Source organism: Aurantivibrio plasticivorans (genome assembly GCF_055392955.1).
The window spans coordinates 207757-223324 of record NZ_AP036020.1 but is presented as its reverse complement, the minus strand read 5'-3'; the positions used below and the strand labels follow the sequence as shown (position 1 = coordinate 223324).

The following is a 15568-nucleotide window of genomic DNA, read 5'->3' as shown; positions in this document are numbered from 1 at the left end:
TTCTCCGCTCTCTATCACTATTCGGAATTATGCGCTGCGCGTTTCTTGATACCGTACAGCTTGCATCTCTTGAGTTAAATGTTGAGCTAGTGTGTACGGCGTGCCTTTGAAATCAACACACCCCGTGTCTAACACAGATTCTGGCATGGAGGTGCTCGTACAACTGCTCGGCGTTTGAACCCATACCTGCCCGCCATTTTTTTTCATGAGGCGACTGCTAGCAGCCCCGTCATCACCCATGCCGGTAAAAATAATCACACCACTTCGCTCACGAAAACTGTAAGCAACATCTGACACGATACTATCCACGGACGGTGCGTAGCCAGTACTCCATTTTTCGTCATCAACTAGAAACGTACCGTTCGACAGCACTTCGGTATAACGATCCGCCGGTACGATTGCGAGCTCATTTGGCATGACCACATCACCATGCTCTATAGCTTTCGCTGGATAGTGGGAATGCCTTGTCATCATTTGTACTAACGTATCGTCGTATCCAGCGTCGATATGTTGCACATAAATAAAACCGATACCCAGCTTTGGAGGCAACTCACTTAAAAACTGCTTCACCGCTTCTGGCCCACCGGTTGAGGCAGCAAGCACCCAAACACGACGCGCGCTGCCTTCAGTTACACGCGATAAATTTATAGTACCGCTGAGCTGCGTTAATTTAGCCAGTAAACGTCGCGACCAAGCGTCGTATTCTGGTTGATGACTCGCAGGAATCTCACCATCACAAAAGATAATGGGGACGTTTTGTCCATCGAGCCAGTCATCTAAATATTCGTCATCACCTTCGCCACTATCGACATCAACTACCCATGCATCAACCGGTGTTGATCCCAAGTCAATGTTGACTTGGCCGCGGGAATCAATTTGCGATACTAATAGCTTACAGCCAATTTGATGCCCACCACTTTCTACGACACCACTTAACGTGCGGTGCTGCGCCGTGGTGTAGGCTAATACGCCGATCCTTAGCGCTTGTTTTGTCACTAGGACTCCGCTTCCTCGCCAATAAGTTCATGGATAGCGCCGAGCAACACTTCCTCCTGGTAAGGCTTACCGAGATATTTGTTAACACCTAGGCTCAATGCCCGCTCTCTATGTTTATCCCCCGTACGAGAGGTAATCATAATAATCGGAATATCACGCAGACGACTTGATGAGCGAATATTTTTCGCCACCTCAAAACCATCCATACGAGGCATTTCGATATCGAGCAACATGACATCCGGTATATGATCCTGCAGTGTCATGAGTGCATCTGCACCATCTTTTGCCGTAATCACTTCGTAGCCTTCACGCTCAAGGAATCGCGAAGTTACCTTACGCACAGTCACCGAATCATCGACCACCATGACGGTAGTCACGCGATCCTCGACTTCTTCCACTTGCTGTATTTCGAGCTGTTGGGCCCCTGGCGACAACAAGGCAATTTCTTGGCGAATCATTGCGTGTGGGTCAAGAATAACAACCACACTACCATCACCCATTACGGTTGCACCGGACAAGCCTTCAACTAAAGCAAACTGTGGCCCCAAGCTTTTTACAACAATTTCGCGCGACCCTAATAGCTTATCTACTTGGACCGCCATAGCGTGCTCACTCGTGCGCACCAACACTACGGGTATTGGCAGCGCTTGCCCTTCAAGACGCGGCAAGTTATTGGGATTGAGCATGGTACCCAAGTATCTTACGCGATAGTTTTCACCAGCGTATTCAAAGCGTGCATTTTCGTCTTGATAATAATGCTCTAATTCAAAGGGGCTAACTCGCACAATACCTTCAATAGTGTTCAACGGAATTGCGTAATTATCATCACCAATTTGAATCATTAAGGCGCGGTTTACTGACACCGTAAATGGCAGGCGAATTGTAAACTGAGTACCTTCGCCCCAGCGTGAGTCGATGAAGACCGAACCACCTAACTGTTTAATCTCGGCACTCACCACGTCCATGCCAACGCCGCGGCCAGAAATTTGCGTGACTTTTTCTGCGGTAGAGAAACCTGCATGCAGAATAAATTGCATGATGTCGTGATCAGACAGGTTTGCACCTTCTGTCATCAAACCACGCTCGATTGCTTTCTCTTTAATGCGCTCCAGGTTTAATCCGCGACCGTCATCAGTTAGGCGCATGATGATATCGCCACCCTCGCGGCCGAGGCTCAAGACAATGCGACCTACTTCAGGCTTTCCTGAGGCAGCGCGCTGCTCCTGGGATTCGATACCGTGGTCAACGGCATTACGCAACATATGTTCAAGTGGTGCAACCATACGCTCCAGTACAGAGCGGTCCATTTCACCTTCGACATTATCCAGCTCGAAGCTCACTTGCTTTCCAAGTTCAGTAGATATTTGTCGAACAATACGACGCAAGCGTGGAACAAGACGAGAGAAAGGCACCATGCGCGAGCGCATTAAGCCTTCTTGCAAATCGGTATTAATACGCGACTGCTGTAACAATAATGTTTCTGTGCCACGGGTTTTATCGTTAAGGGTAAACGTTAAATCCATCAAATCCGATGCAGATTCCATTAACGAGCGGGACAGTTGCTGCAGTTGTGAATAGCGGTCCATCTCCAGCGGATCAAAATCTTCTGCCTCTTCCATCTGCTCTTGACGGAAAATCATTTGCGCTTCAGTTTCGATATCCAAACGACGCAACTGTTCTTGTAAACGCTGTACCGTTGATTCCATTTCGTCGATGGCGAAAACCAATTCAGAGTTTTGCTCCTCTAAACGGCCACGACTGATCGAGGTTTCACCCGCTAAGTTAACTAATTCTTCGAGCAACTCAGCAGAAACCTTCACCATTTCCTGCGGACCGGCACGACGCGCTGCAACCTGGCCAGGACCAGTAGGTGATCCCGTCGGTGAGGCGACAGGAGCTGCTGGCTGCGTTGATACCTCGGTACCAATCGGAGCGGGGGCTGAAGGCGAAGTCGTTAATGTGCCAGGCACATCCCGCTCGGTCATGCTGGGACGCTTCGGCTGGAACGGCAAAATTGAAGCACCCGCGTTATCGTCACTCGGTGCGGCGGGCGCTTGATCAGCCGCCTTAAAGGCTTCTTGCGACGCAATTTCTTCGGCGCTACTGGTCGACATAACGTCATCCAGGCCTTCCGGCTCATGTCCGGCTACGCGCGCTTTCACTTTATCTGTGCCGCTGATTAACTTGTCTTGGTAATCATGAACGATGGCAAAAAATGCTTCATCAACCTGCGGATTTTCACCTTTGCTGATAAGGAACGATTCAAACTCATGGGAGAGATCACCGAGGCCCATCAAACCAGCGAGACGTGCACCCCCTTTCAAGGTGTGCAATGAACGCTTCAGTGATTCTACTTGTGTCGAGTCTTCCCAATCGCCTTCCCAATCATTTACGGCGTTGTCGATATCTTCAAGCAGCTCGTCAGCTTCTTCGATGAAAATCTCGAAAACTTCAAGATCCACTTCTTCGCTATCATCACTGGTATCGACGTCGGACACCACGATACGAGCATCAGAAGCGTTTTCGTCACCCGCACTCGTGAGGTGGTCTGCTGCCAACTCGTGATCAGTGACTTCGATAACAAAATGATCATCGTGTTCGTCGCTACTGTCTAGCGCACTTTCTTCATCCGCGCTGTCAGCGATTAGTTCTGCGTCTGCGCTATCTTCTGCGCTCGCTTGCTGCGGCACATCATCACCATCAAACCCAGGCAAATCGACCTTGGACTCTTCGTCCCAATCGGTTTCAGGTAAGCCTAAAGATAACTCTTCAACGGGTTCCGACGTCTCTACATCGGGCGTTTCAGTGACGGCACCAAAGGTAGGTATGGTGCTGACGACATCGTCAGCCGATTGAAGTAGGGCTGAAATTTTATCCAGGGTTTCTTCACGAACAGGCTGGATGTTATGACCAATCGCGACGGCGTCGATCATATCTAGCAGTTCCGCATGCCCCTGAGATAACGAAGTATAGAATGCTTCGTTCGAGGTAAGCTTCTGGTTAGCGGCGGCTTGATATACTTCGCACAACTGTCGACTGAGTGTCGCCATTGGCGGCAGCTTCGCGTGTTTTGCACCTTTAAACAATGTTTCAAGCTCAACAATCATCGCTTGCAGTGTTTGCTTATCCGCTTCACCGGCTTTTTGCCAAGATTCAATAAACTCATCTGCATCCAACAGAAGTTTCATATCTTCTGCCATGAAGATAGAAAGCAATTCCGGATCGACAACGGCCTGTGAATCTTGTTCTGCTTCTTTTTGTCTAATCAGTGGCGCAACAGATCGCTCTTTGAGTTCAGCGACTCGAGCCAAGAATTGATCGAGCTTAGAAATTTTAAGCTCTTCATTGTTTTCAATTTGTGTCAGTACGTCTTGCGTATAGTCAACGCAATCTTTGATCAGCTGTAAGATATCTGCATCGATGTTGACTTGGTAATTGCGTAACTCTTTGACAAAACGTTCTAGCGGCGTTACCAATTCAGCAATTGGCGTCACTTCGGCCATGTGCGCGCTACCCTTAAGGGTATGCAAAGCACGCTGCATTGCATCGCTAGGCGGCGTGTAGAGTGGCGCAGAGTGATCCATTTCTGCGATATATTCTTTAACCACATCTAAATGCGTTAGCGCCTCGGAGCCGAAAATCTCCCATAGCACTGAATCATCGCCATCGTCATCATCGTTTTCTTCGAGATAACTATATTCTTCTGCACTTGAAGTCGGCACTACGTTTTCGGGTTTCGCCACAGAGTCATACATCTCTGGGCTACTCTCGAACAGCTCAGATGCAGGCTCTTCACCCTTGGAAATGGACTCGGCCCAGGTGGCTAATTTTTCGATGTAATTGGGATGTGGAATCGGCGTGCGGTGTTTAAAGGCATCTACCATCGCCGGTAATTCGCCAATAACTTTGCGAATTAAAACAACTATGGCATCGCCAGGCTCAATGGTGTTATCAATGACGCGGTTGAGCATGTTCTCAACCGACCAAGCTAACTCACCCACATCGTCCGCATTCACCATGCGACCGCTACCTTTCAGCGTATGGAAGGCTCGGCGGAATTCGGTTAACGAGTCACCATCTTCGAAATCATCCGCCCATTTGGGGAAAAATTCGTTTATTGTTCCGAGGACTTCTTCTGCCTCTTCAATGAAAATTTCTAGAATTTCATCGTCGATGATTTCTTCATTTTCGTCATCAGCATCAGACGTTAGTTGCACCGGCTGAGTAGGCGCGGAACTTTCCTCTATACCAGCTTGAGGCTCTTCACTGGCTTCAGCAGAGACGGGCTCGACATCATCGAAAGCATGATCTAAATCGATATCGTTGGCGCCAAGCTCGTAGTCAGACTGCTGACCATGAGTCTCTTCTTCGCTAGGCAAGGCAGCGATTTCGACAGACTCAACAGCAGGATGACTTTCGATACCACCTCGAGTGGGCACTGTACCAGTCGTTTTGGCGGCCGGACCGCGCATGGTCGCAGGAATTGGATAACCGAGAGACTCAACACTTTCTTCAGCAACGGAAAGCAACATTTCGTCTTCTTCGTCACGGTCACCAGTAATTCGCTCTAAATAGTATTCAACGCTGGCAATCGCATCGGCCAACGTATCCAGTGTCGACCACTCTGGAGATTCCTGTCGCTCTAACAATTGTTCACGCACATACGTCGCGCATGATTTCAAAATGGCAGCGGGCTTGTGCAACGGAATAATATCCAATCCGCCTGCGATTTCAGTTAGGTGCCCAGGCACATTGCCCAGGTGCGATGTGTCCCACTGTGACGCGATGTATTCAATAATCGCATCCTTGGCTTGCTCCAAGCCATTGCGAGATTCACGCAGAACTGAGTCATGGGCGGAATCCAATGCGTTGAGAGAAACACCGCCATCTTCACTTTCCGCATCTCGCTCTGCACCACGCGCCATGAGTTCAAGTGAATTCTCGATCTCAATCACTTTGCCAGCGACTTGCATCAATACATCGGCAGAGACTTCGCCTTCAGCCAAGCTGGATTCCAAAAGTTGCGCTTGATTCAGCATTTTCTTGCGCAGGTCACCAATACCTAACACGGCCATCGTATCGGCCACACGTTTGATGACGGGAATTGCTTCGTTGATGTCAGCGCTTTCACGGTCCGTGAGACTGACATCGAGCGCATGCTTGATTGTATCTAGTTCATCTTTCAGCGCATTGACAACAGAGACAATCGCTTCCAGGTCGGGCGCGATAATCTCGTCTTCTGATTGGTCAGCCTTCTTCTCAGGAAGCGCATCATGAAGGTTGTAAGCATCACGAATACGTTTGATGTACTTTCCTTCACTTTTGGCGCCTGCAATGTAATAGAGAATATTTTTTACCAAGTCGTCATTGGTAAAACTATTGAGCTCAGAAACGCCGCCAGACGCCAGTTCTGCAATCTCTTTATCAATTTGACGTAATAACGTTTTAACTGATGCGCTGGACTCAATTCCATCCAATTCCAGCCCTTCAACCAACGCTAGAGAAATATCCCATAGCGGCTGACGACCGGTATGTTGTGTCAACTTGCGCAGACGGCTAAACACTTTGTAGAGATACTTGATATTCTCGTCGCGGTTAACCGCTTTAATCACACCTGCAGCAGCATACTGATACATCTGACGCAATTTGTTGACGATAACAACGAATTGTTTCGGATCAATAGTCCCCGCCGCATTTTTGTCGGCAATATGATGGGCAGCCGCCAAATTCGGTGTAAATAATTTGGTTTCTGTTAGCAATGCTTCGCCACGCACTGCGCGCAAATCATTCAACAGTGGCAGGACAGCATTTGGGGAGTCTTTCTTGGATTTTTTCACCTGCTCTAAGTAAACAGGTAATTGTAGAATAGCGCGCATCAATACTTCTTGCGCTTCGGTTTCATTACGAACCGATTTATTCATCAGCGCTTGCGCGAGACCTTCCATCTCTTCTGCGAGCAGTGCAGCGCCGTAAAATTCGACCATCTGCAAACTGCCATGCACTTGATGAATATGCGTTAGGCAAAAACGAATGCGAGTTGTATCCTCAGTGTTCTCCACATAAGCTTCCAGTGCTTGCCTGGCCTGCTTAAGGGACTCACCAATTTCGCCGACAACCCAATCAAGTGCTGCGTAGCTGCGGTTATCGCCCATAGCGTCGCTTCTCTTCGTTCTTAACTTACGATCTCGCGATCGTTTTAATCATTGTCAGTACTAGCGAACTATCCCAAGCAGCTAGCGTTTTATATAAGCTTGAACACTTTCGTCTGGATGGCGCTCTAAATCTGGATCACGCCAATCCACCATTTCACCCAAACCGATGACCAATAGACCGCCGGGTTTTAGGTGATCGACTAAATTTTTCAGGATGTCTCGTCGCCGCCAACGCCGAAAATAAATCAGCACATTTTGGCAATAAATCACATCCATCTTTTCAGCCGGCATGATGTTTTCTTCCAACACACTGCCTTGGCTAAAACACAATCGATCTCGAAGCTTTTCTTTAACTTGGTAATTACCATCACCAAGATCAATAAAATAATGTGCTACTTCCTGCGCGCTTAGCCGCTCCAATTTTCGCTTAGGGTAAATCCCTTCACGAGCGCGACTTAAAGCCGGCAAACTAATATCAGTGGCAAACACCCCAAAATAAGGCTTCAGTTTTGCCAGTTCAAAACAGTCGTTAAACAACATTGCCAACGAGTAAGGCTCTTCCCCCGTGGAGCAACCTACACTCCACACGTCAAAGCTACCAGACAGTTGTTGCTTATCGATCCGGTCTTGTAACAATCGTCGCACGCATTCATACGATTGTTTATGGCGAAAAAAACTGGTTTCTTTCACCATGAGTCGGTCAACTAACACCGACCATTCTGCTTTCCCCCAAACTCCTTCTCCGAGTTTGGTGTAGTACTCTGAATACTCAGTAAAACCCAATTCGCGCATGCGCATTGAGATTTGTGTTTCCAAAAACGCTCGCTGGTGTTTACCCAGCAATATACCTGTTCGCGCTTCTAGTAGTTTTGACCATTGCTCAAATTCAGCATCGGTCAACGTCGCAACAGATTGAAGTTTCCATACCATCCTTGTGGCTGAGCATCGCTATCTAAGCGATTTTTTCTTCATCTTCTGTATCATCTAATAAGTCGATATCAAGATCGTCGTCTAAATCTGGCACATCGAGTTCAGCAAAATCACTTTCAGACACTTCGTCATCTAGAGTTAACTCTACCGCGTCATCATCAGCCAGCTCTTCATCCGCGAAGTCATCTGCGTCAGCTATAGCTTCCATTGTTCCAGTATTGCTAAACGTCATCGCAAGTTCTTCAGGTAGTTTGAAGCCCGCTACAGATTCACGGAGATCCCCGGCCATTTCTGCCAAGCGACCAATCGAGTCTGCCGTTGCACTCGTACCCGCAGAAGTTTGCGAAGTAATTTCCTGAATAACGTTCATCGTATTTGAAATGTGGCCCGCAGAGGATGCTTGTTGGCGTGCCGCGTTCGAAATGTTTTGAATCAATTCCGCAAGAGATGACGATACGTTTTCGATTTCTTCCAGTGCCACACCCGCATCCTGTGCTAGGCGAGCCCCACGTACCACCTCCGCAGTGGTTTGTTCCATCGAGATAACGGCTTCGTTAGTATCGTTCTGAATCGTTTTAACCAACGCTTCAATCTGTTTGGTCGCAGCGGCTGAACGTTCTGCCAGTCGCTGCACCTCATCCGCTACCACCGCGAAGCCTCGACCGGCGTCACCCGCCATCGATGCCTGAATCGCCGCGTTAAGTGCGAGGATGTTGGTTTGGTCAGCAATGTCGTTAATCAACGATACGATGTCACCAATTTCCTGTGATGATTCACCGAGGCGTTTAATACGTTTTGAGGTGTCCTGAATCTGTTCACGAATGGTGTCCATACCGTGAATGGTGTTTTGTACCACTTTTGCACCGTTGTTCGCGATCGATACCGACCGCTCCGCAACCGATGCTGATTCAGCGGCGTTCGCAGATACTTGGTCAATGGTGACCGCCATTTCGTTAACCGCCGCGGATGCTCCAGCAATTTCTTGCGCCTGGTGCTCAGATGCTTCAGCGAGATGCAATGCGGTTTGCTGTGTATCTTGCGATGCCCGCGCAACGTTTACTGCCGTTTCATTAATGCGCGATACCAGGATCCTAAGTTGGTCAATGGTGTAGTTAATCGAGTCAGCGATCGCACCAGTGAAATCCTCGGTTACCGTTGCCGTGGTAGTCAAGTCACCGTCTGCGAGGTCAGCTAGCTCATCGAGAAGACGTAGAATTGCGTTTTGGTTTCGCTCGTTAGTGTTCGCAGTATCAACTAATCGACCACGCGTACCGGCGTAAACACGAATACCGATAATCGCCAACAAGATAAACGCGATAACTGCTGCACCGATGGTAGTCGCATTATTTGGAACACGTACCGCCGATTGCGCATCAATTTGGGTAGATAGTGCCGCAAGTGCTTCACCGAGCTGAGGCAAGTCATCGAGCAGTGCTTCTGTTGCTTGGCGTGCGCCAAATAGTGCTGGAGATGCTTCGAAGATTTCTCGTACCGAACTGTTCACGAACTCGAAAAGCTCTGACACTTCACTCAAACTTTCAACTGCAAACGGATCTCGTATGCGTGAAATACCTAAAGCAGCGTCGCCCTCTTGCATACCGTTAAGGAATTTACCGAATAAGTTTGCATCAAGGTTAAATTGGTCAGCAGCTTGCATCGCATCAAATCCACCCGCGAGCATGCGCTCTACGTTACGACCAATCCGCTCTGCCCGCCATGTTTGTTCCTGCACCGCAACAATTTGTGCCGCAGGCGCACGGTTTTCCAACAAGATTTCTTTAATCTCTTCGTGCTCAATCTGCAGTTCAGGCAGTGTTTGGTTAAGGTTTGCCGCCACATCATTTAGGAAGATGATCGTGTCTTTGTTAGTTAGAATCGTATTGGAGTTTTCTTTTACTCGCTCCCAAATCGCTTCAAAGCGCGCAAATTCAGACGCTACCGCCGTCCGCGTGCGAGGGTCACTTGCGCGCAGCGTATTCCACGTTTGTGTCATGTTATTAATAACAGTTTGCAACTGGCCGAATGAGGCTTCATCACCGTTGGTAGCATCACGAGCTAGCGCGGTCACCTGATTTGACTGCACACGCAGTTCCGCCGCTAACTGAATGTAGCCCTGATCTCGTTCACCCTGCATCTGAGCGATAAGACCACTGGCACCCATCGCAAGGAAGGATAAGATGAAAAGGACAATGAGCAATGTCATTGCCAGGTTATCCTTCATGGTAGCGAAGATGTTTTTAGATTCGATTTTCATGCTACGCGCTCCTGAGCGTCTCTGCCTTTACTGCACAACACAGCTAATCATCAATGGATTCTGTAAACTTACTCTTCACAAGCACTATCTGCCTATGAAGGATTGAACAACTGGTACCAGGGTGCGATGAACACCCTTACAGGGCATAGGCTTTTAAAAAAGTCTATTGCGCTGCATTAATAAATTGTGGATCGTCGATAAGTTTGGCGGGACTAAAAACGTACCAGCGTTGATCGTCGCTGGTAATGGCACTACGGCTATTGGCGTAGCTGCCCGCCATGTAAGGCTGCAGCGCTTTATCAAGCTCAGCAACACCTTCGTTGTAGGTATCGATTGGAAAATGCTGCATACCTAACGCAGCATCAACGACCAGACCGGTATATAAATCACCTTGTTCAAGCACTAACACGCGGTGACGCTTACGCTGCCCTTCAAGACGGCCGCCCATAAAAGCAGGCAAATTTATCAAGGGCAGCAATCGACCGCGAACATTGGCCACCCCCATCACCCAAGGCTGCACACCGGGCAATTTAGTATAAGGAGGATGCTCAAGTAATTCTGTCACTTCGCCCATTGGTGCCACGAAGTACTGACCCAGCAGGGTGAAACCGATACCACTCCAATGTGGTTGCACTTTAGCTTCTGATGGCAAGCCTTTTGCCGCACTGCGGCTGCGTTGTGCCAAATCGACTAAAGCGTTAAAAGCGGTTTGTGGTTGTGACATGCGTAAACGTTATCCTTGCTGTGGACGTGATGCGGGCATCACGTCCTACCCTTTATGCCATGACTTCTTTAATGGTTTGCATTAGCAACTTGTCGTCGATGGGCTTAGTCAAATAGGCTTTAGCACCTTGACGCATACCCCATACACGATCGGTTTCTTGATCTTTGGTGGTCACGATAATGACAGGAATATTGGTAGTTTCCGCACTCTTGTTAAGCTGGCGTGTCGCCTGAAAACCATTAAGACCTGGCATAACCACATCCATCAATACCACGTCGGGTAATTCTTTTTTAGCAACGGCAACGCCGTCTTCTCCAGTCTCTGCAGTGATTACCGCATGACCATTCTTTTCAAGCATGTTGGTCAGTTTGTACGTTTCGGTTGGAGAGTCATCGACGATCAATACTCTTGCCATATTTAACTCCGGGAGACTGGTTATCTGAAAATTTATAAACGTTATTATCTTGCGCTTCGCTCAACCGGATTCACCGATCAAAGCGAACTCAACGCAGTGTATGCAGTTCGAGCGAGAATTTAAGACGCCTGTGCCTGATTGGGCTTTACATGCTCCTCAATGGCACCTAACAACTCACTTTTACTGAACGGCTTGGTCAAGTACTGGTCCGATCCGACGATGCGGCCCTTAGCCTTATCGAACAGACCATCCTTGCTGGATAGCATGATGACTGGTGTACTTTTGAATTCACTGTTGTTTTTAATCAGCGCGCAAGTCTGATAGCCGTCAAGACGCGGCATCATAATATCGACGAAAATGATATCGGGACGCGTATCGGCAATTTTCGCCAGTGCATCAAAACCATCGGTTGCCGTGACGACTGCGCAGCCGGCTTTTTTAAGCAAAGTCTCGGCCGTGCGACGAATCGTTTTACTGTCGTCGATCACCATCACCTTTAGACTCTCGAGGTTCATCTCCATACTTTTATGACCTTTTTATTGCAAAATTTTGCTTTTGATAACTACACGCTCAGTCGCAATTCGGTGGTAGTTCCCAGGGAACCGCATAGGTGCAAATCTTTTAACATAGAATTCAGGTATTATCTATAAACCGCTGAATAAATGGCAAAAACTGGGTTTTCAATCGACCGAACGGCAGCTAATTAGCGACCACTAATCAGTTGCGAACCCGGGCTGAAAACCGTAATGTTTCGCCACCGACCAACAGGGCGTGATTTACCTTCACCTTCCATTGCAATCGGGACAAAATTAACCGGAACTTGATAACTCCAACTCAAATACTGAAGAGGCCTATGAGCATTAAGCTAGGGGTGGTGATGGACCCGATTTCCTCCATCAATTTTAGCAAAGACACCACACTTGTCCTTCTTTTGGCAGCAGCAAAACGTGGCTGGACCATAGAATATATCCAACAACGTGATCTCTTCCTCGAGAAGGGTACACCCAAAGCTGTTGCTCAAGCTTGCGAGGTATTTGATAACCCCGACCAGTGGTATCAATTGAGTGATCGTCGAACGATCAATCTGGATGAACTAGATGCCATCTTAATGAGAAAAGACCCACCATTTGATGGGGAATATATTTATTCCACCTACATTCTCGAAGCCGCAGAGCGAAAGGGTACGCTTATCGTCAACAAACCGCAGAGCTTGCGCGACTGCAATGAAAAGGTGTTTGCCACCCAGTTCCCCGAATGCTGCCCCCCTCTCGTGGTTAGCCGCAACCTCGACATATTGAGAAGCTTTCATACCGAATACAAAGACGTGATTTTTAAACCATTAGATGGCATGGGTGGAAGCGGCATCTTTCGTGTTGGCGAAGACGGCCGAAATCTTGGTGCGATTTTGGAGTCGCTAACCAATAATGGCCAAGAAACTATCATGGCCCAGCAATTCCTCCCTGACATTAAAGAAGGCGACAAACGTATCCTCGTCATTGATGGTGAGGCAGTTCCCTATAGCTTGGCACGCATCCCCAAAGAAGGCGAAACCCGCGGCAACCTCGCTGCTGGCGGCACCGGCAGACCACAACCATTAACTGACCGAGATCACTGGATTGTGGAGCAGGTCGCTCCCGCATTGCGAGAAAAAGGGTTACTCTTTGTGGGACTCGACGTCATCGGTGATTACCTGACCGAGATTAATGTCACTAGCCCGACCTGCGCTAAAGAAATCAACACAGCATACGATACTGATATTGGCGGGCGCTTGATGGACGCCATTGCCGCTCGATTGCCAAAATAAGCCGTTCTTGAGCCAACAACACCTATGACAAACAGCAGCACATCGCAACCTGCTACCACCCTCTCGGATGCCCAGGTTAGCACTAATGACCGCCTCAGCTTTACGGCGTTTATTGCTATCGCACTGCATGCTCTGTTGATACTAGGAGTGAGCTTTCACTACAGTGCAGAACCCACGGTACCGCCTACCTTCGAAATCACGCTCGCAACACATAAAAGCGACAAGACACCAGAGGACGCTGATTTCCAAGCGCAATTCAACCAGGAAGGCAGCGGTACGCTAACCGACCCGAAAGAGCTAACGACGGACAAGCTTGCACCACTCGCTGATACGAAGATTAGAGAGATGACACCTCTACCCGAGCAGATGGCAAGCACCGAGCAGGTTGCGGAGCCCAAAGAGGTGATTCGCACGGAATCAAACGCAACGCTTCAGGTGGCGCGCCGAGAAAACACCCTCGACCTTGAGAACCGAAAACAGCAAGAAGGCAAAGAGCGCGATATTCCGCTCATAAGTCCAGAAATTGCCAGCTTACGCGCCAAGCTCGACAGACAAAAACAAGCCTACGCAAAAAAACCACGCATTCGACGCCTGACCAGCATCTCAACGACTGCATCTGCCGATGCCGCCTACCTCAATGAGTGGCGTCAAACCGTAGAACGGGTCGGTAACGAGAATTTCCCTCGCGAAGCGCTAAGCCAAGGCATTTACGGGCAACTGCGTATGGCCACGGTACTCAAATCCGATGGCACCATCGTCAGCAATGAATTGATGTCGAGTTCAGGACACAGCATCCTGGATAGTGCGGCACTGCGCATCGTTCACCTGGCATCGCCTTTTAAACCCTTCCCTCCAGAGATTGCAAAGGATGTGGATCAACTTGAAATCATCCGCACCTGGCGCTTCGAAATCACCGGCCTAACCACCAACTAATTCCGCTGCGCTATATAAAACACGTTACTAGACGCTACAGATTTAGCGATATCTGCGTTTAGCGCTTGTATTCCTTCCCGAGCACCCCAATACTTAAAGGCATGGCCAGTTTAACTCCTCACAAATCGTTCGAAGAACACTTTCAAAGTGGCATGGAGCTGTCAGAAGGCGGCCTCCGCGATCAGTTTCTCATTTCCATGCCAAGCCTACGGGATCCAGTGTTTGCCCATGCCATTACCTATATCTGTGATCACACAGAAGAGGGCGCATTAGGCATCGTCATCAATCATCCACTGGACATCAATGTTGGCGATATTTTCGAGCAACTGGAATTGGACCGTAGCAGCCCAATCTCTCAAGATATGGTGATGTCCGGAGGCCCGGTGCAAATGGATCGTGGGTTCGTCCTTCATCCAAGCAACTTCGATTACGAATCAACCATTCGGGTATCGGACGACATATGTTTGACTGCCTCACGAGACGTCTTAGAAGCGATGGCGAATCAGGTTGGGCCAGATAAAGCTGTTGTAGCGTTGGGCTATGCAGGATGGGGCGCTGGTCAATTAGAAGAAGAAATTCTTGCTAACTCTTGGCTGACCGTGCCAGCTGACAAGAATATTTTATTCAATACGCCTTGCGAACACCGCTGGGCAGCGGCATCAAAATATCTTGGCATAGACTTAAACCTCATCCACGGAACAGCTGGGCACGCCTAGACTGCCGATACACTAAAAATTACCAGCGCCTCCGATAGAGCGCCCTTACTCTTAACCCTATTGGCTTCTATAAAACCCTTTAGCCGCCCGATCATTAAACTCACCGCTCATGCCAACCACCCTACTTTCCTTCGACTACGGCACACAAAGCATTGGTGTTGCCGTCGGACAGGCGATCACGCAAACAGCTTCCGAGTTAAAACCGCTTAAAGCTAACGATGGCGTACCCAACTGGAACGCGGTTGGAGAATTAATTCAACAATGGCAGCCCGACCTGTTAATCATAGGCCTACCGCTCAACATGGACGGCAGCGAAAGCGAGCTCGCAGCCCGCGCTCGAAAGTTTGCCAATCGACTTAACGGCCGTTTTCACATTAAAACGCACCTGATGGACGAACGACTATCAACCTACGAAGCAAAAGAAGAGGCGATGGCGAGACGACAAACCCTCGATTTCAAAAAGAACCCCGTTGACTCGATTGCTGCACGATTAATCTTAGAGTCTTGGTTTCATGAGCAAAGTAAACAATAGACTTTTGCCCTACCAACTCGAATTTTCTTAAACCTCACCCTACAAGCTTAAAAAAAGTATGGGGTTTGTTATTCTCGAGACAGAAATGCAAACGCCGACAAAGTCTGTCGGC

Annotated in this window: 11 protein-coding genes; 4 read left to right on the top strand and 7 right to left on the bottom strand. The window is 48.6% G+C overall.

The window, feature by feature from the left end; genetic code table 11:
* Positions 1 to 27 precede the first annotated feature (27 nt).
* The 7 genes from ACZ5NB_RS00980 to pilG form a co-directional block, all read right to left on the bottom strand.
* The gene (locus ACZ5NB_RS00980; RefSeq protein WP_460230981.1) at positions 28 to 996 is read right to left on the bottom strand and encodes a chemotaxis protein CheB; all 969 of its coding nucleotides are present in this window, start codon (positions 994 to 996) and stop codon (positions 28 to 30) included.
* Complete coding sequence (locus ACZ5NB_RS00975) at positions 996 to 7148, bottom strand: hybrid sensor histidine kinase/response regulator (protein WP_460230979.1); 6153 nt, start codon at positions 7146 to 7148, stop codon at positions 996 to 998. Before ACZ5NB_RS00975 ends, ACZ5NB_RS00980 begins: the two co-directional genes overlap by 1 nt.
* A gap of 81 nt (positions 7149 to 7229) precedes the next feature.
* A complete protein-coding gene (locus ACZ5NB_RS00970; protein ID WP_460230977.1) occupies positions 7230 to 8078 on the bottom strand; it encodes a CheR family methyltransferase in 849 nt (282 codons plus the stop codon).
* Positions 8079 to 8100: 22 nt separating this feature from the next.
* A complete protein-coding gene (locus tag ACZ5NB_RS00965) occupies positions 8101 to 10332 on the bottom strand; it encodes a methyl-accepting chemotaxis protein (protein WP_460230976.1) in 2232 nt (743 codons plus the stop codon).
* Between the two features lie 163 nt (positions 10333 to 10495).
* The gene (locus ACZ5NB_RS00960) at positions 10496 to 11056 is read right to left on the bottom strand and encodes a chemotaxis protein CheW (protein WP_460230975.1); all 561 of its coding nucleotides are present in this window, start codon (positions 11054 to 11056) and stop codon (positions 10496 to 10498) included.
* Positions 11057 to 11108: 52 nt separating this feature from the next.
* Positions 11109 to 11471, bottom strand: coding sequence for a twitching motility response regulator PilH (gene pilH, locus ACZ5NB_RS00955; protein ID WP_460230973.1), 363 nt, complete (start codon positions 11469 to 11471; stop codon positions 11109 to 11111).
* 119 nt (positions 11472 to 11590) lie between these two features.
* Positions 11591 to 11992, bottom strand: a complete 402-nt coding sequence (gene pilG, locus ACZ5NB_RS00950; RefSeq protein ID WP_460230971.1) for a twitching motility response regulator PilG — start codon at positions 11990 to 11992, stop codon at positions 11591 to 11593.
* Positions 11993 to 12324: 332 nt separating this feature from the next.
* Here pilG and gshB point away from each other — a divergent pair, with 332 nt between their 5' ends.
* From gshB to ruvX, 4 genes are all read left to right on the top strand, one after another.
* Positions 12325 to 13275 carry a glutathione synthase gene (gshB, locus tag ACZ5NB_RS00945; protein ID WP_460230970.1) on the top strand — a complete coding sequence of 317 codons (951 nt, stop codon included), beginning with the start codon at positions 12325 to 12327 and terminating at the stop codon, positions 13273 to 13275.
* A 24-nt stretch (positions 13276 to 13299) separates the two neighbouring features.
* Positions 13300 to 14208 carry an energy transducer TonB gene (locus ACZ5NB_RS00940; RefSeq protein ID WP_460230969.1) on the top strand — a complete coding sequence of 303 codons (909 nt, stop codon included), beginning with the start codon at positions 13300 to 13302 and terminating at the stop codon, positions 14206 to 14208.
* 101 nt (positions 14209 to 14309) lie between these two features.
* Positions 14310 to 14924 (top strand): YqgE/AlgH family protein, encoded by a 615-nt coding sequence (locus ACZ5NB_RS00935; protein ID WP_460230968.1) that lies wholly within the window; start codon positions 14310 to 14312, stop codon positions 14922 to 14924.
* 109 nt (positions 14925 to 15033) lie between these two features.
* Positions 15034 to 15456, top strand: coding sequence for a Holliday junction resolvase RuvX (gene ruvX, locus ACZ5NB_RS00930; protein ID WP_460230966.1), 423 nt, complete (start codon positions 15034 to 15036; stop codon positions 15454 to 15456).
* The last annotated feature ends 112 nt before the right edge of the window (positions 15457 to 15568 follow it).